The sequence below is a fragment of the Paenibacillus sp. FSL K6-2524 genome, from assembly GCF_038005525.1.
GTDB lineage: Bacteria > Bacillota > Bacilli > Paenibacillales > Paenibacillaceae > Fontibacillus > Fontibacillus anaericanus.
In genome coordinates this window covers 565,345-587,122 of record NZ_JBBOSP010000001.1, presented here as the reverse complement: position 1 = coordinate 587,122, position 21,778 = coordinate 565,345, and the positions used below count along the sequence as shown (strand labels likewise).

At 42.5% G+C, this 21,778-nt stretch carries 16 protein-coding genes; 5 read left to right on the top strand and 11 right to left on the bottom strand.

The features are described from left to right. Positions 1 to 285 precede the first annotated feature (285 nt). Together NST85_RS02530 and NST85_RS02525 are read right to left on the bottom strand one after the other, a co-directional pair. Complete coding sequence (locus NST85_RS02530; RefSeq protein WP_341188455.1) at positions 286 to 2,973, bottom strand: copper amine oxidase N-terminal domain-containing protein; 2,688 nt, start codon at positions 2,971 to 2,973, stop codon at positions 286 to 288. 162 nt (positions 2,974 to 3,135) lie between these two features. Then, complete coding sequence (locus NST85_RS02525; protein ID WP_341188454.1) at positions 3,136 to 3,822, bottom strand: MOSC domain-containing protein; 687 nt, start codon at positions 3,820 to 3,822, stop codon at positions 3,136 to 3,138. A gap of 166 nt (positions 3,823 to 3,988) precedes the next feature. Here NST85_RS02525 and NST85_RS02520 point away from each other — a divergent pair, with 166 nt between their 5' ends. Beyond that, entirely contained in the window at positions 3,989 to 4,405 is a 417-nt protein-coding gene (locus NST85_RS02520) for a hypothetical protein (RefSeq protein WP_127193069.1), read from the top strand. A gap of 93 nt (positions 4,406 to 4,498) precedes the next feature. Here NST85_RS02520 and NST85_RS02515 read toward each other — a convergent pair whose 3' ends face one another. The 3 genes from NST85_RS02515 to NST85_RS02505 all read right to left on the bottom strand — a co-directional run bounded on the left by NST85_RS02515 (position 4,499) and on the right by NST85_RS02505 (position 7,688). Beyond that, positions 4,499 to 6,373, bottom strand: a complete 1,875-nt coding sequence (locus NST85_RS02515; RefSeq protein WP_341188453.1) for an LTA synthase family protein — start codon at positions 6,371 to 6,373, stop codon at positions 4,499 to 4,501. A 333-nt stretch (positions 6,374 to 6,706) separates the two neighbouring features. Next, positions 6,707 to 7,492, bottom strand: coding sequence for a TIGR00266 family protein (locus NST85_RS02510; protein WP_127193070.1), 786 nt, complete (start codon positions 7,490 to 7,492; stop codon positions 6,707 to 6,709). A 4-nt stretch (positions 7,493 to 7,496) separates the two neighbouring features. Further along, complete coding sequence (locus NST85_RS02505; RefSeq protein WP_341188452.1) at positions 7,497 to 7,688, bottom strand: hypothetical protein; 192 nt, start codon at positions 7,686 to 7,688, stop codon at positions 7,497 to 7,499. Between the two features lie 218 nt (positions 7,689 to 7,906). On the opposite strand from NST85_RS02505, the gene NST85_RS02500 reads away from it, so the two are divergent. Continuing rightward, positions 7,907 to 8,575 carry an oxidoreductase gene (locus NST85_RS02500; RefSeq protein WP_341188451.1) on the top strand — a complete coding sequence of 223 codons (669 nt, stop codon included), beginning with the start codon at positions 7,907 to 7,909 and terminating at the stop codon, positions 8,573 to 8,575. Positions 8,576 to 8,787: 212 nt separating this feature from the next. Here the strand turns inward: NST85_RS02500 and NST85_RS02495 are convergent, their stop codons facing one another. Both NST85_RS02495 and NST85_RS02490 read right to left on the bottom strand, forming a co-directional pair. Beyond that, positions 8,788 to 9,687, bottom strand: a complete 900-nt coding sequence (locus NST85_RS02495; protein WP_341188450.1) for an aldo/keto reductase — start codon at positions 9,685 to 9,687, stop codon at positions 8,788 to 8,790. Positions 9,688 to 9,783: 96 nt separating this feature from the next. After that, on the bottom strand, positions 9,784 to 10,515 hold the full coding sequence (locus tag NST85_RS02490; protein WP_341188449.1) for a protein-glutamine gamma-glutamyltransferase: 732 nt from the start codon (positions 10,513 to 10,515) through the stop codon (positions 9,784 to 9,786). Between the two features lie 198 nt (positions 10,516 to 10,713). Between NST85_RS02490 and NST85_RS02485 the strand changes: the two genes are divergently transcribed. Together NST85_RS02485 and NST85_RS02480 are read left to right on the top strand one after the other, a co-directional pair. Beyond that, the gene (locus tag NST85_RS02485) at positions 10,714 to 11,370 is read left to right on the top strand and encodes a carbohydrate deacetylase (protein WP_341188448.1); all 657 of its coding nucleotides are present in this window, start codon (positions 10,714 to 10,716) and stop codon (positions 11,368 to 11,370) included. Positions 11,371 to 11,417: 47 nt separating this feature from the next. Further along, positions 11,418 to 11,771 carry a hypothetical protein gene (locus NST85_RS02480; RefSeq protein WP_341188447.1) on the top strand — a complete coding sequence of 118 codons (354 nt, stop codon included), beginning with the start codon at positions 11,418 to 11,420 and terminating at the stop codon, positions 11,769 to 11,771. On the opposite strand, the gene NST85_RS02475 is transcribed toward NST85_RS02480, so the two are convergent. Continuing rightward, on the bottom strand, positions 11,768 to 13,558 hold the full coding sequence (locus tag NST85_RS02475) for a LuxR C-terminal-related transcriptional regulator (RefSeq protein WP_341188446.1): 1,791 nt from the start codon (positions 13,556 to 13,558) through the stop codon (positions 11,768 to 11,770). The genes NST85_RS02480 and NST85_RS02475 overlap by 4 nt on opposite strands. A 139-nt stretch (positions 13,559 to 13,697) precedes the next feature. Between NST85_RS02475 and NST85_RS02470 the strand changes: the two genes are divergently transcribed. Continuing rightward, the gene (locus tag NST85_RS02470; protein WP_341188445.1) at positions 13,698 to 14,504 is read left to right on the top strand and encodes a CPBP family intramembrane glutamic endopeptidase; all 807 of its coding nucleotides are present in this window, start codon (positions 13,698 to 13,700) and stop codon (positions 14,502 to 14,504) included. Here NST85_RS02470 and NST85_RS02465 read toward each other — a convergent pair. The 3 genes from NST85_RS02465 to rnhA form a co-directional block, all read right to left on the bottom strand. Further along, a complete protein-coding gene (locus NST85_RS02465) occupies positions 14,494 to 15,882 on the bottom strand; it encodes an aldehyde dehydrogenase (RefSeq protein ID WP_341188444.1) in 1,389 nt (462 codons plus the stop codon). The two genes, NST85_RS02470 and NST85_RS02465, sit on opposite strands and share 11 nt — an antisense overlap. Before the next feature lie 151 nt (positions 15,883 to 16,033). Next, positions 16,034 to 20,593 (bottom strand): pullulanase, encoded by a 4,560-nt coding sequence (locus NST85_RS02460; protein ID WP_341188443.1) that lies wholly within the window; start codon positions 20,591 to 20,593, stop codon positions 16,034 to 16,036. A gap of 220 nt (positions 20,594 to 20,813) precedes the next feature. Further along, complete coding sequence (gene rnhA, locus NST85_RS02455; RefSeq protein WP_341188442.1) at positions 20,814 to 21,473, bottom strand: ribonuclease H; 660 nt, start codon at positions 21,471 to 21,473, stop codon at positions 20,814 to 20,816. Between the last annotated feature and the right edge of the window lie 305 nt (positions 21,474 to 21,778).

Here is a 21,778-nt window from a genome sequence, read left to right as displayed (position 1 = left end):
CCCCTTATTTCCTTCAGGGGTACAAAAGGTTGTGAGGGGTTGTCAAATTCAAATCAGTTGAACAGTTTTTCAATAAGAAAGAGGGAGTTAAATATCTCCATGATCGCTTTTGTCCCTAAATTTCTTGTTTATATTGTTATAAAGGATTCAATTTAGACCAATGTCATGAGTTGAAACAACTATCTTTAAATTATCCTATCTGATGGTACCGCAGAAAAACCTGACCGATAACGGTCAGGCTTTTCTGGTTCGGTCTTTATCCAATTGTGTACCTAAGATCTCTGCTTAGGGAATTAACAATTTTATGGACTTTGAAATCTCACTGCGCAAACCATTGCTATTGGCTACAGCAAGAACATATACACGATATTCAACTCCTTTAATAATCGCAGCACCACTGACATCATTTATTTCAGAGAATGATCGAGTAATAGCACTATTTTTTCCGTCACTTAAATACCTAGAGGAGGATGTCACATTAATAGCATCGGACAATCCAAAGCTAACATCAGATTGAACCACAAAAACTCGATATTCAGAAATATTGGTCTCATTTCTTAAATTATTAAAACTAAAAGTAATATTATTTCCATTTTCATTATAGGTTACACCGGTGACTGTACCTACTGGAGTCTTAGCTGAAGTCACCAGTGTAATCTCACGTGAGGAATCAGATAACGCATTGTAGGAACTTCCATACCCTACAGATAGGACATACACCCTGTAAGTGGTGTCGTTCTTAAGTAAGTTACCACTTACATCCCTCGTATCCGCTGATAGCACCTGATCAAAGGAACCCTTACTCACTTCTGTATAATTCGGATATCTTATATCGTTTGCTGCTGACAAGCTAAAGTTGCTACCATATTTTGAAGTTGGCACAACCATAATCCGATAAGAACTTATGTTAGACTCATCTAAAGCCTTAGTGAATGAAATACGTAGATCACGGCCATTACCATAATCGGTATCATCACTTACACTTAGACTTCTAACCTTACCTACACTATTTCCGTTCATCAAAGTAATCGTAGATGAGGAAGATGATAAGGCATTGCTGACAGAGTAGCTACCATTACTCACGGATAGAACATACACTCTATATTGCTTATTGTTCGTAATTAAATTGCCGCGTACGTCCCGGGCATTGCTGGATAGCACTTCGTTATAATTGTAGCCTTTGCTCACTGTTGTATAGTAGGAACTGGATACATTATTCGCATCTGACAAGCTGAATCCGTTGCCATAATTATCTGTTGGCACAACCATGATCCGATAAGAGCTAATATTCGATTCTTCGGAAGCCCGAGTGAACGATACGCGCAGATCACGACCGTCACCATAATCATTAACATCACTTACATATAAACTTGAGACAGTACCTACGTTATAGCTGTTAAGCAAGGTAATGGCTTGGGATGCAGAAGACAACTCATTGCTACCCGCATTGTTACCACTGCCTATCGCCATGACGAACACACGATAGCTAACTCCGTTTCTAACGGTAACGCCATCGATATCTCTAACACCGGAAGATAACACTTGGCTGATGTTAGATCCTGTTTTGTTTACCTGTGTATAGTTGGAGCTAGAAACCGCATTTGCTTTTGTTAAGTTAAAGTTTCCATAGTCGCTCGCTTTAACTACGAAAATACGATAAGAACTAATCTTGGACTCATCCGACAGCTTGGTAAAGCTGACGCGCAGATCTCGGCCATCTCCATAGTCGTTTATGTCTTCTACAGCCGTAATGACTGGGGAGGTTATGGAACCTACGCTCAATGTAATTGATGATGAACCAGAAGATAATTTATTCGAAGCCACAGATGAATTGCTGCTTACAGATAGAACATAAATAGTGTAAGGCACATTACTCTTAATCAACTCCCCGGAAGTATCCCTTGAAGAAGACGTCAAAGCTGAAGTTTGTGTACTGCCACCCGATTTATAGATCGTAGTGTAATTCTGACTGCTCACATTATTAGCCGCAGCTAGATCAAACTTGCTAATGTCCTTAGTCTTTACAACAAGAACTCGATAACTAGCAATGTTACTATCACTCGAAGGACGCGTGAAGCTTATAGATAAATCCCGTCCATCCCCATAATTGTTCACATCACTTGCCTTCACATCTGTGGTTGCTGCCACATAGGTAACGTTATCCAATGTAATTGTTGAAGAAGCACTTGAAAGTGCACTCGCGTTATTTCCCTTACCAACTGCCAAAACATAAGCAACATACGCTTGCTTACTTCCAATCAAATTACCGTCAACATCCCTTGAATTGGCTGTCAGTTTAACCACAGGATCAGCACCCGTAGCTAATACGGTGGAATAATTAGCAGATGATACTCTTAGTGCATCCGCCAGATTAAAATTAAATGTATTCGCCGCTTTAACCACTAGCACTCTATAATGATCAACAAGTGACTCATTAGTTGATTTCGAGAAGCTAACTTGTAGGTCACGACCATCGCCAGCGTCACCCACATCCTTCACCGTAACATAAGATACCGGATTGACGCTTCCATTCCCTCCGTTACTGTTATCAGAAGTGATAGTCACTGTTTGTGTCTTGGAATTCCATCCAACTTCTTGCCCAAGTGCTTCACCAACAAACCGGACAGGGACCATCGTTCTACCCTTCAAATTTTTCCCTGGAACATCTAAACTTACGGCCTTATTGTTAATCGTAGCGACCTTAGATCCGATCTTCAGGACAATGGTCGTGTCATCTTTAATCGCAGTTACTGTTTGTGTCTTCTGATTCCACTGGATCTTGGCATCAAGTGCTTCGAAGATTGCGCGTAACGGCAACATCGTCCGACCCTGAATCATAACTGCTGCTTGATCTGTCACCAACGGAACACCGTCAATATAAATACGTATAGGCGTAGCTGCCTGAGCTGACGATTGGAACAGGATCGGTAAAACTAGCAACCCAGCCAATAAAGTTACCCATAATTTTTTCACATGCTCATCCTCCTGGATAGTATAAAATAATTCATTTTTTTTCCTACTCTATTTGACGTATCGACCCGGTTAAAAGTTTCCAATTTCACCGGTTACAATAAATTAACCCAGAAGAAAAGCATAAGAAACCCCTTTTATACGTGAAAAGGGGGTGCGTTTAACTTATTTATCTCCAGTTAGCCGTTCTTTAGTTGGCGTTTGCCCCCCATTCAATCGCTTAGCGAAGGTCTGCTGCCAGCTATCTGACAATTCAGTTACTTCTAAAATACGTGAGACTCCGTCCATGTTATCCTTGTCTTTATGCATGATCTGGTTCGCAAACGTCAAAGTCACTCTGGCCGGATGCCTGTGCGAAAGGATCAATCTGTCCTCTGAGCTAACGAGTCCTTCACGAAGTACTCGCAAATAATACCCCGTATATCCTGTTTGCTGTACTTTCAAAGGAAGATCCGGTACCCCGTACTTAACGGCTAGTTTAAAGCAAGGTTGTCTTGGTTGGCTTACTTGCACGAGCGCTTCCCCTAGTTCAAAAATATCGCCGATACAAATATCGTCTTCCACCATGCCTTCCGTCGTTAGGTTCTCCCCAAAGGCACCAAAAGCTAAGGCTGTCCCTATTTCCTGTTCCCAATAAGCGTACCATTCAAAGGGATATACACATACCGCTTTGTCTTCTCCGCCATGATGGACATGATCCGCTTGTCCATCCCCCTCAAAGTTAAGCAAGGAAAGATAAATCGCTCCATTAACTGGGGTCTTATTAATTCCTGTCGATACTTCCTTGCCGTTATGTATTACTTGTGCTGGCTTTCCGACATTGATTGATCTAATTTTGATATTCTCAGTCATGTCACACACCTCATATAATTATTGTAGTTCTACCTATCCACTAAATAAATCGCTTTCATTTGAAACTTAATCCAGTTGTATACGTAGTATCATTAGAACGTCCCTTATTTTGATGCTTACTCTGTTTATTATGATACATCAACATTGCCTAGAGAGGATATTACAAATGATGAATATAAAACAAGTTATTATTGTCGGTACGATGGCCTTTGTCATTACATTAGGGCCAAGCTTATCGGGATACTTATCCGGCACTGATACTGCCCTGAACCAACCAAAGCAAACTGATCTCAGCAACGATACCAAAGAAACCGGGATAGACCCCGTAGTCGAAGCTCTTGGATTAACTGATGAAGAAGCTGTATACGAAGAGTTACTTGAAGGACACTCCTTGGCTGATATCGCTGAAGCTAATCATAAAGATATCTCACAGATTATTGAACTACAAGTCTCACAACTGCAGGAGCAATTATTGGTCCGATTCTCTGAAGGAAACCTAACGCAAGAACAATATGAACAGCAGGTACACGAATTGCCTGAAATCATTACAGACAGTGTTCACAGGCAATACGCTCTATCCTAGTAAGTTTTTAATTGAACTAAAAAGGGGTGTTCCACAGGTTCTTACAACCTGTGGGACACCCCTTTAATATTTCACCCTGATTGTTACGGTTAACTAATGCCGCTTGGGTAACAATTTAACGTATTCATCTGACAACTTCATCAATTCATTCACATAATCATAATCCTTGAGGTATGCAGCGTAATCTGCCACAGGTTCCAGTGTTTTCAGTGATATGGCTGTTCCATCCTGAAATCCTTCCCCCGGTACAAACATAATCTCATCGTTAAAGAACGATCCTGTAGGAAGATAATATCGCATTCCAAACACATTCCGATCAATATTAAGTAAATCTTGACCCATTGCAGTAAATTGATTGTCCTTTAAAGATATTCCTAACAAATTTGTGATCGTTGGTAACATATCAACCTGTCCACCCGCACGTTCAGAAACGACACCCATGTTTTGTCCTGCAATATGCACAATGAACGGTACGTTAAAACGACTAACTCGGTCATCATAAGATATACCCAGCTTCGTAGTAATCTCTGCTGCACTCGTGTCGTTAGGTGACACCCCAAAATGATCCCCATAGAATACAAGCATCGTATTATCCCACATATCGGCATCTTTCAATCGCTGAATCAAGGTACCGATTGCGTAATCAGTATAATTAGCTGCGAGAAGGTAATTCCCCAAATTGGCACCTTCCAAATTAGCCGGAAGCGTCATGTGTCGCTGGTCTTCTGGCACAATAAACGGAGAATGGCTCGACGTTGTCACAAACTGAGCGTAGAACAACTTAGAGCGATCCTTAATTGCCTTCAGCTTTTCTACTCCGACCCGGTACATTTCCTCATCTGAGGCACCAAAGTCATTAAAATGATCATTTTCATAATAAGGCTTATCATAATACTTATCGAAATTCAGAGCAGGATATAACTTATTTCGATCCCAAAAAGTTACATTATTAATGTGAAACGTATTGGCCTCGTAGCCGTGACCTTGAAGCAATCGTGGCAAACTTGGCAGCTCCCGACTGCCAAATCCTGTAGACATTGCAATCGTCCCTGTAGGGTAAATCGACGTATTAGACATGAACTCTGCATCTGACGTATTTCCTTGCCCAATCTGCTGGAACACATGCGGGAAATATATTCCCTCCTCAGCCAGTCCATTCAATACAGGTGTTACCTCCTGACCACCCACACTCAAATGGATCGGGAAGTTCTGAAATGACTCCAATTGTATGACAATCAAGTTTTTCCCTTTGGCCGCTCCAAAATATTCTGGTTGTCCTGCTGTTTCAGGAGTATCCCGATAAGGATAACTAGCCTGTAGATTCTCAATTTTGGTGATGGTCTCCTGCAGATTTCCCTCAGCAATCATTCGTTCTTCTTCCTGATTGCGAAGTGCTGCATCTACCTGGAAATTCAAGAATCCCATATGCTCCGCGCGTACAAGCTCGTTATCAATATCATTACCTGAATTAATGTACATTCCAGAAAACAGCATACAGACCACCATAACAACAGCAACTCCGGTCTTCCAGAGCCATCCTCTACTTCGACTTCTGTGGTTACCGAATCCGTAGGTATAACCAGAATAGGAGGTTGTACGACGAGACCGTCTTATAACCTTCCATACCAATATGATCAGTACATCGACAAAGAATAAAAAATATTCTGGTCTAAGCAGAGCACTCACACTTGCGCTAACTTGAGGCACCTGATTCAATCCTCTAAGTACCGTATAGGTAGGTACCGTTCCAAAATAAGCAAAATAAAGTGTTGCTGCAAAGAAGATAAACGAGAAGATCAAATTAAATCCTAAGTAGGCTGTCCATTTCCACTTGTCTTTGGATGGTAGTAATAATTCAACGAAGCAGAGCAGAACTAACATGGATAGAATTTCAGCCGGGAGGCCCTTCCAATGAATAGCTTCAAAGAAAAAATACCTCAGTAAAATCAACTTAAGTACCAGTAGCATAAACGTTACTATAAAATTGTTTCTGGATTTAAAATTAGTAAAAATAGCGTCCATCTCTTTCCTATAATTATAGTCCGTTAACAAAACGCACGGTTTTCCATTCAATTATTATAGCACGGTTAAAATGATAGTCCATTTTCAGTGCTGTACTAGCATTCTCAACAACTACGCTTTCTATTGCGGATGTGTATATGTTTTTTGAAAGTAGGTTGATGTGAATGTTACTACTCATTTAAATAAAAACAAAAAAAAGCCGCAGGATGAACAAAGTTCACCTACGGCTTCTCGCAGACCATAATCACCCATAGCACAAGAGTTTATAGTCTAACGTTCTTATTTCCCATCCAGTAAGTTACCCAAACCGCCTAGAATGCTACCTTCTTCTTTTCTACCGGAGTTCCCAGCAGCGGACAGAATTCGGTCTGCCATACGACTGAAAGGTAACGACTGCACCCAAACCTTCCCTGGACCACGCAAAGTAGCGAAGAACAAACCTTCACCACCAAAAAGTGCGGTCTTTACACCTTTTACAAATTCAATATTATATTCAACATTAGCGGTCATAGCTACAAGACAGCCCGTATCAAGCTTAATGGTTTCGCCCGGTTGCAGCGTTCGCTCAATCACATGACCGCCGGAATGTACGAAGGACAGTCCGTCTCCCTCTAGCTTTTGCATGATAAAACCTTCACCGCCAAAAAAACCTACTCCCAGTTTCCGTTGAAACTCAATACCGATCGAAACGCCTTTCGCTGCACAGAGGAATGCATCCTTTTGACAGATTATTTTGCCGCCATATTGCTGGAGATCAAGCGGAATGATTTTGCCTGGATAAGGAGCTGCAAAAGTGACACTCTTGCGTCCATATCCCCCGCTATGAGTAAATACAGTCATGAAAAGACTCTCACCAGTCAGCAATCGCTTGCCCGCACCCATTAACTTGCCCATGAGACCGCCGCCTCTGTTGCCATCACCGAAGATCGTCTCCATCGAAATTTCCGGGTCCATCATCATAAAGCTTCCCGCCTCAGCAATTACGCTCTCCCCTGGATCAAGCTGTACCTCAACACACTGTATTTCCTCGCCCATTATTGCATAATCAATCTCGTGAGCACTCATCCTCTTAATCCCCCTTATTAAATTGGTGTTCCTCTGGCAACCATAAACTGCATAAATAAAAATATATACGTCCCCTGCGATCTACGGTTTCAATCCCCATTGAATCCATTGGATCGTTAATGAAATGATATTCCATGAACGCTTCATCCACAAGACTCAAATTTAATAACAGATTGAAATGGTAAAAAGTATCCACCTCCAACCCAGTTCGACTTCATCCAAAATTCAGTATATTTTGTAGGTATGAGTCTTAATCTTCTTTTTTACATAGGTCAATATAATACTTAATGATAGTTTGGGAGGTATGAAGGTTAGAAATTGAGAGGGATTTATATCCATACTAGTAATATCTAAATTGATCCGTAGTATAATACTGTTCAAGAAGAAATTCACCGCCAAGGAGGTTTCCCCTTCATGGGAAAAAGAGCTCTAATCGCCGGTTCAACCGGTTTAGTAGGAAATGAACTGCTCCATTACTTACTCGAAGCCGAAGAGTATGATCAAGTCATTGCAATCGTCAGATCATCTCTTCAGATTGTCCATTCTAAGTTGACTGAAAAGATTGTCGATTTCGATCAGCTTGAGGAGGTTCAGGAGTACTTTGCTGTGGATGATGTGTTCTGTTGCTTGGGGACGACCATTAAGAAGGCTAAGAGCCAAGATGCCATGTATAAAATTGATGTCGAGTATCCTTTAACTATTGCCCGCTTAGCTAAGGAGCAAGGAGCCTCGCACTTCCTTCTTATTAGCTCCATGGGTGCTAACCCTAACTCCTCCGTATGGTATTCAAAAATAAAGGGCAATCTTGAACAGGAGCTAAGTAAGATCGGTTATGATTCTAACTCGATCCTACGTCCCTCACTACTGTTGGGAAATCGTCAGGAATTCCGGTTAGGGGAACAATGGGGTGGGAGCATCTTTAAAGTGGTCTCGCCTCTACTTGTGGGGCCATTCAGAAAATATAGAGCGATTCAAGCAAAGAACGTGGCTTTAGCTATGTATCGGATCGCTCAGCTAACTAGTCCAGGAGTAACCATTTATCCCTCTGACAAGTTGGCCTCGATCGCATCAAGGAAACAATAATTACAAAAAAGGACTGCCCCTCAAGTAAGATTTTAAAATCTACTTGTAGGTGCAGTCCTTTTAAGATTAGAAACTCACTATTTCTTAAATGCCTTAACTAGGAAGTAAATGACTCCAAATAGTATGCCCGCTACTACGAGCAATCCAAGAAGTGTTATCAGTATATTTTCCCATAAAATTTTCATCGTGAGCTCCCTTAAATGGACTATAGTTTAACGCTCCGCAACTAACTCCGCTGCACTAGCATTGGACTCGACTTGAGCTGGATTCTTACAACCTGGGATAACCGCACTTACGGCTGGATGTCTCAAGCACCAAGCGAGCGCCCATTGAGCCATATTCACACCTTCAGGTACTTCATCACGTTTAATCTTCTCGACCTCTTGAAGTTTTAAGCGTGTACTCTCAGGATCGTGCCGATGTCTTACGTCCGTATTATCAAAATGAGCTCCCGGCTTATATTTACCGCTGAGATAACCACTAGCTAGTGGTACGCGCGCAAGAACACCCAGGTCCTGACGTTCACAAGAAGGAAACACTCTGTTCTCCGGCACACGATCCAAGCGATTGTACACGACTTGAATAACCTGCGAATTCACTTCAGTTGAGGCATCCGTCTGATGAAGATTGTCGTTACTCCCGATAGAAGTCCCCAAATGACGGATCTTACCCGCGGCGATTTGTTTATCCAGCGTACTCCAGAGCTCATCATTATCAAACACGACATCCGGACCGGAGTGGAATTGATATAAATCGATATATTCCGTATTTAACGCCTTCAGCGAGGCATCCAATTGTTGTATAACTTCCTTGGCTCCGAACACATCCGTACGAGTAAATCGCTCATGGAAATGATGTCCAAATTTTGTTGCGATGATCCAGTCTTCACGTTTGCGGCGACTAATATAGTTACCAATAAAGGATTCTGACAGATGATCTCCATAACATTCCGCAGTATCTATCAGGTTAATACCTAGCTCCTGTCCTTTGTCGAGGATGGCATCGACTTCATGTTGACCAAACTGCTGTCCCCATTCCCCACCGAACTGCCATGTTCCAAGGCCGATGACCGAAACATTCAACTCTGTCTTGCCTAATCTACGATATTTCAAGGAAATCCCTCCCGCTCAAAATTGTACTTCACATGTGACTTGGCATCTCTAACCAATGCCCAAATTGTACACTTGTGAGCGTAGGAAAGTCCAGTTTTAGAGCTTACGTAAATAATCAAAATCGGGGTGGACCACCTGATCCGTGAGAAAGGCTGGCGTTGTACTTCCCGGCCTTCTTCTGGAGTTAAGTGCCGATAGAATTTGTTCTGAAGTAGTTATCCCTATCCCATGCCCAAAATATAGATCATCCGCAAGCTTGACGACATTCTCCCCCTGCCATTCTGGGGTTCTAGGATCATGATCGGGATTTTGGAAATATAACACATCCCCGGTATACGCCTCATTCGCATTATTTGTCGAGATCAATCGTAGGTCTTTGTCATAATTCCAATCCCATAGTAACAAATCCCTAAAGTATTGATTAAAGACCGTAGGACCCACCATATCGAGCACTGCCTTATACAGTATAATAACGATAGCAGTAGCACATTCAAATGCATACAATGATCCATTCGCAAAAATATCGTTAATTCCATCTGAAGGTAACACACCCGGCCTCAATTGAAATCCTCCCTCGTCTGTACGGGACCAATATCTCTCATTACAGCGAGAATCTTTGAACCTGGCAAATTGTGCTCCTCCGGAATTTAATGCTTTGGCGGCTTCTACGATCCGTGTTCTCATCTTTAGTTCAAATTTCAGAGCCTCTGGAGAATCGTACCTGTAGACGATTGGACTGTTCTTCTTCGCCTGCAAAATCGCTTTCTCCTCCCCAGTTAGATCCAGCTTATCCACTTGTTCTGCGCCTGTATTTAACGTGACAATCATCGTCATTCCTCCCATGACGTACTAGGTTATTGTACGCACCCCGAACAGTTTGCGTGCATAGGAGACATGGCATTTGTCCTACATGACACTTACTCGAAAGGGATGCGGGACTGGCGTCCTAGCCCTACGAAGAGAGAACTTGAAAGATCGCCTCGGCATACAATATCGATATCTAACTGAAATAAGGAGGGTATTCCAATGACTAAGTATCTCATCATAAACGGCGATGATTTTGGTATGAGTGAAGGTGTAAACCGAGGGATACTTGAGGCTCATACCTTCGGAACGCTAACGAGTACCTCTCTTATGGTCAACATGCCGAATTTCAAACAAGCAGTTAAATGGGCACTACAAACACCCACCTTAGGTGTGGGACTCCATTTCAACCTAATTTGGGGGAAATCTATATCTCCTCCAGAAGCGGTCCGTTCTCTCGTTGGAGATGATGGTTCTTTCTCGGGGAAACGAAGTGATTTTATAGAAGAAGAAATTGAACATGAATTAACCCAACAATATAACAAAATGGTCGCCGCTGGACTTAGACCAACCCATTTCGATTCCCATCATCACATTCATATTGAAATCCCCTTGGTGTATCTTGTCATGAGTAAGTTTGCCTATCAAACAGGGATTCCATTACGCATAAATCCGAATACAAACGATATCATTAACCGCCCACTAAGTACCGATCACCTAATATTAGATACCTATGACACTCCAGATGGAAACATTCGTCTCCTAAATCATCTAGCAACACTACAAGAGGGAATTACCGAAATTATGTGTCATCCAGGATATCCAGAACACAACCCCCCCCTGAACAAGATACAAGGGGGCGAGAATTCCAAGCTCTAACCGATCAACGAATCGGGGACATTCTCCGAGAACAAGGAATTCAGTTGATGCACTTTGGACATCTCCCAAAGATCCAAGCGCTACAGCAAGCAGAGCGGGCAGAGCAGGTAAAGCAAGCAGCGCAAGCAGAACAAGCACAACAACAAGCAGAGTTAGCAGAGCAAGCAAGAATATTAGAACAGACAGCAATTACAATGCTAAACGAACCTCCAATTCAAGAAATACCAATTCAAGAAGTACCGATTCTTCCTGCTTCTCCCCGCCTTCCTTTCCTTAAAAAGAGAAGGTTACACAAACCTAAAAAAACAAAGTTAAACAAAAAAAGGACCCGAGGCCGGGGTCCAAAGCGAACTAAACGTTCATTCCGCAAGACAAGAATCCGTAGATATGTAAGACGTTAAATGATACCTTCCGTCTGCGCTTTCTCCGTTGCTTCAGTTCTGCTAGTCACATTCAGTTTGGAATAAATGACCGATAAATAATTACGAACTGTTCCTTCCGCTAGAAATAATTTTTCGGCAATTTCTTTATATTTCATGTTCTCAGCCAGACATTGAAGCACTTCTACTTCTCGCTCCGACAGACCATATTCATTCTTCTTATCAACATCATGAAGGGCACTTTCCTTCACCGATTGAACCAGTTGTCTAGCAAGCTGCTGGGTAATAATCATTTCTCCGCCATATATGGATCTGATCTTAGTTAATAGTTCTCTTGAAGCGATCGCTTTCTCAATACAACCTTCTACACCTAATTGAATGGCTTCCATAACCAGATGCTGGTCGTGATCTGAGGAGGTCATCATAATAACTTTTATATCAGGTAAATTCGCCTTAATTGAACCTATTAGGGTGAGGAAATCCCCCTCCTGCTCCGTTGAGAGGAGAATCACATCAGGCTGTAAAGTGGTGCACACATCCAATAGCTCTGATCCCCCCGAAGACATAGCAACTATCTCCATATCCTCTTGCATCGAAATTAAAGCGGCTAGCGCTTCACAAACAATCGGCTCATTATCAGCTATTACGATTCCAATCGAGGAATTTAATGATTCCATAGCGATAGGTAATGTACATTGCACGGTCATGCCTTTATTTAGAAAAGATGAAATGATCAGATCTCCTCCTAAGCTCTGAAGTCGTCCTCGTAACGATTCAAGACCACGCGACAGACGCTCTTCTTCACTCCCTTGACCATCATCCTGAGCAGTGAGTTCAACCACCATATCCGAACATTTCACTGTAACACCTACATGGGTCGCTCCCCCTTCTCTTCTGGCAAGTGAGACCACCTCATGCAGGCAACGTATAAGAAACAGCTTGTGCTCTTTGGAGAGGTTTCTTTCTTCCCCTGTCATCTTTAAAAGAACTTCACACTCTGCACTATGGAGTTCTTGAATAGCTAAATGCATCATTTCGCTGAGGGTAAAATTCAATTCTAGTGGTCCTAGATCTTGAACCGCTTGCTTCACTTCAGTTAGCCCCGTATGGGTCACATCCATAATTCGGTCAAGCATTGCCGCCTCTCGCTCAGTCGATATTTCATGCTTCAAAGATTCCAAACCCAGCACAAGCGTAGTATATGTATGACTAATCGAATCTTGGAGTTCATTGAAGATGCGGTCTCTTTCTTTAAGAATCGAATTTTGCTCTATTTGCCCTGCATGCTGTTCCATTAATCGATATTGCTCTTTAATTATTACATTTCGTTTCTCAATCTCTTCTTTGGAGGATACGAGGATATGAAACACAACTCCCAATGACGTATACATAAGACATGACAGGAGAATTGAGAAATATGAAATAGGTGCGTCTGGCAACAATACCAAAGGACCTACAAAAGCAATGAATAGGATACCAATACCTGAACCAATATACATTTTACGTTCATTATAGAAACCAACCATCATACAATACATGACTAAATTCCCTGTGATTAAATGGTCTATCGAGGTTAAATAAGGAACCAGTACCGCCAGTAATATTAGCTCTGAAATGAGATAAGGCTTCTTACCGATTTGCAACAAAATTAAGGGTAGCACATATGAAATTCCAATAAGTCCAAATAACAACCACAGTGGTGTAGAACTGTTCCCTCCATTTTTCTCCGCAAAATAAAGCACAGAAACTAAACATATCGTGCGAATGATATATAGCAGCCAATCATTCCATTTTATTCTCCAGGCCACGGGCGGCCCCTCCCTATCTCCTTATGATTATCTCTAACCCTTGTCACATGAAAGATGTGACACGATGTCACTGGTTATTATGACATCCCGATCTGTAAGATGGGGACTATAAAACACTATCCGTGAAGGGGTTATTAACATGAATAACAAGAACATTGCACTTCGAAACGCTTTTCTATTTGTAATCATGGTCGCCGTATCTGAAGCCATTCTCCTCATCTTACCGATTGAACTGAATACGGCAATGTTTATGTTGCTACCCTCGGCTGCTGCAATTATAACGATGCTCCTAACACGTGAAGCATTCCAAAAAGAGGGATGGAAGTCACTGGGGTTTGGCACCTTCCAAGGCAAATCCTTTATGATTGGTCTTCTAACACCTATGCTACTCATTGGCATCTCTTATGCCATCGTCTGGATTGTAGGTTGGGGTGACTTAGGAGTCGCATCTGAAAATGCTGGTAAAGGTGTGGAGTTAGCCATCCGTTTCATCTGTATTTTGGTTGCTGGATCGGTTACTGTTGTCCTAGGTGAAGAACTCGGTTGGCGTGGGTACTTACTACCGAGACTAAAAAGTCTAGGTACAAGCAAGGCGCTTCTTTGGAGTAGTGTTATCTGGGGCCTGTTTCACTTACCGATTATGATCTTTACAGATCTTTACCACAGTGATGTCAATTTGTATGTATACATCCCGCTGTTTATGTTGAACGTCATTCTCGCGGGTATGTTTATCGGGTTCCTTCGTCTAAAAAGCAACAGTATCTGGCCGGCACTGATCGCACACAGCGCACACAACTTAGCCTGGTCTTATGGTGATCTGTTCACCCAAAACCAATCATCGATTGTGAACTATATGACGGGTGATGCCGGAATTCTACTGATTGTTGGTTACGCTTTGGCCCTCCTCATATTATTTAGAAGGAACAAAGCGATGTTCACTTCATAAATTTTCTTAAAAGTTTCAATTTCTTATCAGTAGAGGGAGGGAAAATAAGACTCAGATTGATTCGAGTCGATTTCTTCAGAACACTTTTGATATGAGAGAATGTTTCGAAGCTGTGCCGTCCGTGATAAGCTCCCATCCCTGATGACCCAACGCCACCAAAAGGAAGATAAGGGCTAACCAAATGCAGCATCGTATCATTGATACAACCACCGCCAAAAGTAACCTGTTCGATAACCTGGGTCTCTGTCAGCTTATTGTCCGTAAACAAGTAAAGCGCCAGGGGCTTGGGTCTAGAGTTAATTTTCCCAATAACATCATCAAGATCGTCATATTCGAGCACCGGTAAAATCGGCCCGAATATTTCTTCTTCCATTATCTTGTCGTTCCAGGTCACACCATCCATTATCGTAGGCGCCAAATACAAATCATTGCGATCTCCAGTTCCACCGACCACCGTCTTTGACTCATTCAGCAGCCCTGAAAGGCGATCCCAATGAGACTCATTTACGATTCTTCCATAATCCACACTAAGTTGTGGATTTGTACCATAGAAGGCGACCACCTTCTCTTTCATCTTCGTAAGGAAGGCTTGCTTAATCTCCTTATGAACGAGCAAATAATCCGGTGCGACACAGGTCTGGCCGTTGTTCAGAAACTTACCCCAAACAATCCGCTGAGCGGCTAGGTCAAGATCAACAGTTCGATCTACAATACAAGGACTCTTACCACCTAGTTCAAGCACAACGGGTACGAGATTCTCAGCCGCTGCCTTCATCACGATCTTCCCTACTTGGGTGCTCCCCGTAAAAAATATCAGATCCACAGGGGCATGAATCAAGGAAGACGTGACCACTTTGCCACCTTCAACCACGGCAATATAGGACTCTTCGAACAGGTCTCGAAGCAGCTTCGTAATGGCAGCAGATACGTGAGGAGTGTACTCCGACGGTTTGACGATAGCCGCATTCCCGGCTGAAATAGCTCCAATTAACGGATCTAACACCAGCATAAAAGGATAGTTAAAGGGACCTACGATGAGTACAGAACCGTAAGGTTCAGGATAGATGTAACTTCTTGATCCAAAATGAATCATCGGCGTTCTAACCCGCTTGGGTTTAGCCCATTGTCTTAAATGCTTTATGCAATGGCTGAGACTGTCATATACATAGCCGATTTCTGTGGCGTAAGCTTCGAAGGGTGATTTGTGAAGATCTTTATTCAAGGCTTCTGTAATCAAAGCTTCATTTTGTTGAATTCCTGCCTTTAATCGTTGGAGCTGCTGTATCCTAAATTCAATAGATTTCGTATTACCGGAGCGAACAAACTGCTGCTGATTACTTACCATGGATAACACAGCTTTAGAATCAATTCCATTCATACGGATCCCACCCTCTTAATTCTGATATGGTCTTAATGGATCAGAATATTATAATTAATTCTACTATAACTCCAAATCCCAATAATAACTAAATCTAACTTAACAAAAGCTCCCCGGACTGAGGCCCGGGGAGCTTTAATAATTCTTATAATTACAATTGTCCGGTAACTTCCATCAACCGGATTAAAACTTTAGCCATTTGCTCACGTGTAGCTACAGCCTTAGGATTGAAATTACCATCTCGTGTACCATCAACTATACCTAGTCCTTGAGCGGCTTTTACGCTGTCCACAGCAAAGCTGCTTACATATTGAATATCATTAAAGGTAGCTCCAGTATAACTCCCTGCTTCCTTCAAGGATTGCCCTATAGCATAGCTGTAGGCTCGCATCAATAGGGTAACCATTTCTTCGCGCGTCACTGCTTTTTCCGGCTGGAAGGTTCCATCTGCATAACCTTCAATTATTGCTACCCTCTTCATTGCAGATACATACCCAGCATAATACGCACTACTTGATACATCCATGAACCCTCCAACTCCACCTTCTTCTGAGAGTCCGAGCACTCTTCCCAAGAAGGTAGATAACTGCCCTCTTGTTACCGTTCCTTGTGGATCGAAGTGATTACTATCGACACCGTCAGCAATTCCTCTAGCTGCCAGCACTTCAATGTAATCCCTCGCCCAGCTTCCTGTCGTATCTCCAAAGGTTTTAAGGGATTCCATCACCATAAAGTTACTAAAGTGCTGTGTTAGGAATGTAATATCTTGATCCCCAAATATACCCCCTTTGAACTCTGAAGAACCGTCATTCGCTACAAAATATACCCCAGACTTTCTCTTATCCGTAATCTTGGCTTTTTCTTGCGGAGTCAGTGTGAGTGACACCTTCACGTTCTTGTTAAAGGTTGTAACTTTAGTACGAGTACCTGCACTATCGATCAAGAACATGCCGAAATCATATACTTTACCCCGTGGTTGTAAGGACGGATTTGCACCTACGACTTGTTCTGTTAAAGTACGGGCCTCAATTTCATCCACCAAAGACTTCGTTATGATTAACTCTTTGGTGTTAACCAAAGTAGCTGCGTCAATAAAATCGGCAGGTAGGGTTATGGTGGCATCTGCCGTGACTAACTTGATGGATGCTCCAGCTGATCTTAATTTGTTCAGTATAGATACAGGGAAATTTAGTTCCACCGAATCCCCGGAAACGGCACTGAAATCAATGATGATGGCCAATTCTGACCTTACTGCGGCTATCAACTTATCTTGACCCGTCAAGCTTTGCTGAACAACTTCAAAGCCTTTCAAGAGATTAGTCAAAGCTTGCTCCACCTTCTGGGCGTCCACTTTGGCAATATTCTTACCATCTACAGCTTCCGCTTTAACCCCTTGCACGGCACCCAACTTAGCTAGTTCATCCATTATGGCTGTAAGTGCTTTACCCGCATCGACCGGCAAATTAGTTAGCACCTTTTGAAGACTACTTGTTAACGCTGGAGGCACAGACGTACCTCCCGATGATGTTGAATTCGAACCAGATGATGGCGGTGTAACAGGATCTACTGTAGAAGTCTTTTTATTTATAATGACTGTGGTCAGAGGGTCTAAAGTGATGGAATGGGAATTGAGCGTAAATCCAGACTTCTCCGACACCCCGGTGGCCCCGGCTTCATCGTTATCTACCAATACCTTTCCTGTAGTTAAGTCTTCTGACAACGTTAATGTTCTAGCCGTACTATCCGCGTTTACAAATACACAGTAATTCCCAGTTCCGTCTGTTGCTGTGTTCTTATAAGCGATTACGAGATCACTAGCTTTAATTTCTGGTGATTTAATGAGCGTTACATTGCTATTTACAAGCTCTTCATCACCTAACGTGAATGCATTTGTTGATTTTCTCAGATCGATTAGACCTGCAGTATATTTCTGCGTGATCTGATTCACAGGATACTTCACTTCATCCGTTGCTTTGCTCCAGTCAAACATATTGATTGCATCCGTGGAGTCGTAAGAATCGTGCACGAAGTACCCAAATACTTCATCATTCTCATCTGTAAGTGCATGATATTTCTGCTCGGGTATACCTTCACCCTTCCACTGTTTTGTTCGCCCATATTCTTGACCCGCATGCAGAAATGCCGTTCCTTGTGAGGTTAAGACTAGCATATTGCCAAGTCTGACCCGTTGGTGAATTTCTAGGTCATTGGCTGGGATTGCAGGATCTTTCTTGATGGATTGAGCAATGATATCATACAGCGTTAAATTATCATGGGCTTCAATATAAGACACCATGTCCCCCGGATCATCGGCCGGTGTGTTGGATGGCTGAGCTTTAATGTTGTTAAAGATAACGTTGATATCTCTAGCTCCGCCCGTAATAAATCTTGGCTCTCCTTCTGAACCATATCCAGATTTCAATTCATTTCTGATCTCATCAGAGAATACGCCGACACTATCCGTTTTGTCCATCCAATCCTGATCAGCAGCTTTGCCTTCTAGCGAAGGATCAGCGATATTCCCACTAAAGGTCCTCCAACCTTCACCGATGAATAACGTATTAGGATTAATTTCGACGACTTCATCGTATGCATTTTGGATCGATTCATAGGTTGCATCACCCATCATATCCCAACGTATACCATCAACTTTGTATTCCTCCGTCCAGTATTTCACGGAGTCAATCATCAATTTCTCAGCCATCTTATGGTTTGTCGCCAGATTATTGCCGAATCCCCCAATATTATTACCATTTGCATCTTGCCATGCATAATAGTTAGGAACGATATCATTCAGAAAGTCCGCTTTGGCCATATGTGTATAAACAACGTCGAGAACTACACCCATTCCGGCATCATGAACAGCCTGAATCATCTCTTTCAGCTCTTTGATTCGGAGTTCTGGATTACTTGGATCTTCTGAGTAGGCACCATCTGGGGAAAAATAGTTGTGCGGGTCATATCCCCAATTGTACTGATTATCTCTGGTTGAATAGTTTAACTCTCTCTCGCTCATGTTGGTCTCGTCTCCATAATACCAAGCCATAATCGGCATGAGTTGAATATGGGTCACACCCAACGATTTAATATATTCTAGCTTATCTTTGAATGCCGTGTAGGAACCCCATCTTCCACTCAAATCTCCCTCTATCGAAGGATCTGATGTGAAGTCCCGTACATGAACCTCCCAGATAATCGCATCTTCTCTTTGCTCATATCCTTCAATTTGAGCGTAATCAAAATTGGCAGGATTGGTCGTACTTAAGTCCACGATTGCCGCCTTTCCTACGGCATCTCCATCAGAACCAACTTTCCCCGTCGTACTCACTCTAAATGGAGCCATGGATTTAGCATAAGGATCAAGCACTGCTTTTGTGACACCATCATTTGTCACTTGATATTGGTAGAAGTATCCCTTGAAATCTGAAATATCGAGAGTTCCAGGTACAACCTCAGCGCTCCAAACTCCCTTATCTCCCTCAGATAAATCAACACTACCCATGTAATGAGTATCATCCGTTTTATCATAGACGCTGGCTGTAACTGAGGTTGCCGTTGGTGCCCACAGTTTAAATGTAACTTTCCCTTCGTTATATGTGGCTCCCAGATCGTCACCATCGTAAGCATACATTTCGTCCAGCATTCTCCAACCTGTTCCAGCAATTATGGTTCGGCCAGAGTAAGTGACACTTAGAGGTAGGTTATCGAGCACTACGTGCGCTGCAACTTCAACTGTTGTTGTACCCGTAATTTGTACAGAATCAATGGAGATAGGCGCTCCAGTCTTATCTTTGATGGATAGCTGATCCTTAAGTGAACCTGCTTCCAGTCCATCCGTCATGGTAAAACCAAGCATGATTTTACTCTCTGACAATACTTCGGCGGAAACAAGCCCCACGGGTAGCTCTCCATACGGGGACACGTAAACGTTATTATCCCCTTGCTTGATCCAGAGATGATTATAACGATCTAAGAGGCTAAAACTCTTATCCCCGCCGTCCTTCTCACCTTCGCCTGAGCGTTTGACAACAAGAAAGTTAACTTTCTTTGCTCCCTCTTTGAGCTCAACATCGATATAAGCGCCATAACGATCCACTTGTTCTGGAGTAAACGCTGTTGCTCCTGCTGGCCACCCATCGGACGGTGCGACCACATCATCTCCCCAAGTCCACAGTCCATAAGTACTGTAATTTTGATCGTCTCTGTCATAATGAATACGCACCGTATTCATTGGAAGATCCACAGGTTCATAAACATACACTGTGTCTGAGCCATGCTTAATCCAAACTTCATTCATTTCTGAAGATGCGATAGCTACATTTTTGTCGCCACCCTCCTTCGCGCCATTGACGCGATTCACAACAATAATGCCAATTTTCTTAGCTCCCTCATTAAGCGGAACATCTAGATAGGAACCATAGGAATCCTGCTGTCCCTCTAGAAAAGCTGTCGCATCCGTAGACCAATTCTTCGAAGGTTCAGTTACATCTCCCCATAACCACAATCCTAAATCCCCAATTTCCTTGTTCGCTCTATTATAATGAATACGTATATGTCCATTTGGCACGTCCAAGCTGCTGCTTATTCCTTCTGATGAAACGGAATCGGAATCGGCATTCACCCGAATTGGACCCAATCCGATGCAGGAAAGAATCATTGCGATGATCATAAAAACCGAGAATATTCTTGTACAGCTCCTGTTAAGCTTCATTTAGTGATCCTCCCATTGGTTGTATTCATGTATTACGCATCGAGATAAACATCAATTTAATGCAAACGATTGCATAAATAACATGACACCCCCTTCATTTGAAAATATGTTATATTAAGCGTGATGAAACCGTTTGCATAATATATAACATATCCAATTAATGGGCGTCAATCTACATTTTTGTCGAATACCGTTCATATTGTCGTTTCAAACCAACGTTTTACTTTCTTCCATAATCGGCCTTAATTTCTCCCCATTCCTTCGTTTCCCACTTCAGCACCTTATTCTCGTAGCTATTGTTCTTCAGCCAATTTAATGCTCGATCAACCAAATCCCAAATTTCCTTCGTAGATTCATCTCGTACCAGACTCGTAGCCACTTGCTTCTCACGGACCCATTTTAAAGCCGTTCTCGAATCGCTGTAGACAGTCTTCGTGCTCCCCAGCTTCTTCAGGTAGGCTAATGAGTGAACAATCGCCAGAAATTCACCTAAATTATTTGTACCGTTGGGAATAGGACCAACCGAGAATAGAACTTTACCACTTTGCGTTTCCACCCCTTGGTATTCAATCGGTCCTGGATTCCCTCTAGTTCCTACATCAACAGATACGCTGTCATAATCAATACTCTCCGCAGATGGTGATGAGGAGGAAGTCGCCCGACCAGGTGAAGTTCCCTTGGAGGTACTGCTCCCAGTCTGTTTTTTGCCCCAATGTTTAGTCCAGCCTTCGCTATAAGCCTTCTGTGCCTCTGCACTGGAATCATAAGATTTATATTTAGCATCTTTAAATTGCTCCACTTGCTCCTTACACTCAGCCCAACTATTGTATATGCCTGGGCGGTTTCCTACCCAAACTACATAATATTTCTGTTTCGCCATTATACTTGTCCCCTTCTATAGGTAAATCGCAACTAGTACTGTTGTGTACTCGTTCATACCACTTTATCTTTATCCACGATACACCATAACGAGTATGGTTTCCATTGTGGAAATAACAAAAAGAACTCAACACCCCTATCAGAATGTACAAAGTAGGTCGATGACCGCTTCGCGGACGGATTATCCTTACGATCGCTGTTGCCTCCAAATTTATTTGAATATATTGCTTTAGTGGTAACATTCGGAGGCAAAGGCGAACGCTCCGCTTCTTCAGGACAATTCCGTCTGCTTCGCTACCATCTGCA

Excerpts from the sequence above, each read along its gene's own strand:
- NST85_RS02525 (WP_341188454.1), bottom strand. The coding sequence starts at position 3,822 with ATGACTGAGAATATCAAAATTAGATCAATCAATGTCGGAAAGCCAGCA.
- NST85_RS02520 (WP_127193069.1), top strand. The coding sequence starts at position 3,989 with ATGATGAATATAAAACAAGTTATTATTGTCGGTACGATGGCCTTTGTC.
- NST85_RS02515 (WP_341188453.1), bottom strand. The coding sequence starts at position 6,373 with ATGCTACTGGTACTTAAGTTGATTTTACTGAGGTATTTTTTCTTTGAA.
- NST85_RS02510 (WP_127193070.1), bottom strand. The coding sequence starts at position 7,492 with ATGAGTGCTCACGAGATTGATTATGCAATAATGGGCGAGGAAATACAG.
- NST85_RS02500 (WP_341188451.1), top strand. The coding sequence starts at position 7,907 with ATGGGAAAAAGAGCTCTAATCGCCGGTTCAACCGGTTTAGTAGGAAAT.
- NST85_RS02490 (WP_341188449.1), bottom strand. The coding sequence starts at position 10,515 with ATGATTGTCACGTTAAATACAGGCGCAGAACAAGTGGATAAGCTGGAT.
- NST85_RS02485 (WP_341188448.1), top strand. The coding sequence starts at position 10,714 with ATGACTAAGTATCTCATCATAAACGGCGATGATTTTGGTATGAGTGAA.
- NST85_RS02480 (WP_341188447.1), top strand. The coding sequence starts at position 11,418 with ATGCACTTTGGACATCTCCCAAAGATCCAAGCGCTACAGCAAGCAGAG.
- NST85_RS02470 (WP_341188445.1), top strand. The coding sequence starts at position 13,698 with ATGAATAACAAGAACATTGCACTTCGAAACGCTTTTCTATTTGTAATC.
- NST85_RS02465 (WP_341188444.1), bottom strand. The coding sequence starts at position 15,882 with ATGAATGGAATTGATTCTAAAGCTGTGTTATCCATGGTAAGTAATCAG.
- NST85_RS02460 (WP_341188443.1), bottom strand. The coding sequence starts at position 20,593 with ATGAAGCTTAACAGGAGCTGTACAAGAATATTCTCGGTTTTTATGATC.
- rnhA (WP_341188442.1), bottom strand. The coding sequence starts at position 21,473 with ATGGCGAAACAGAAATATTATGTAGTTTGGGTAGGAAACCGCCCAGGC.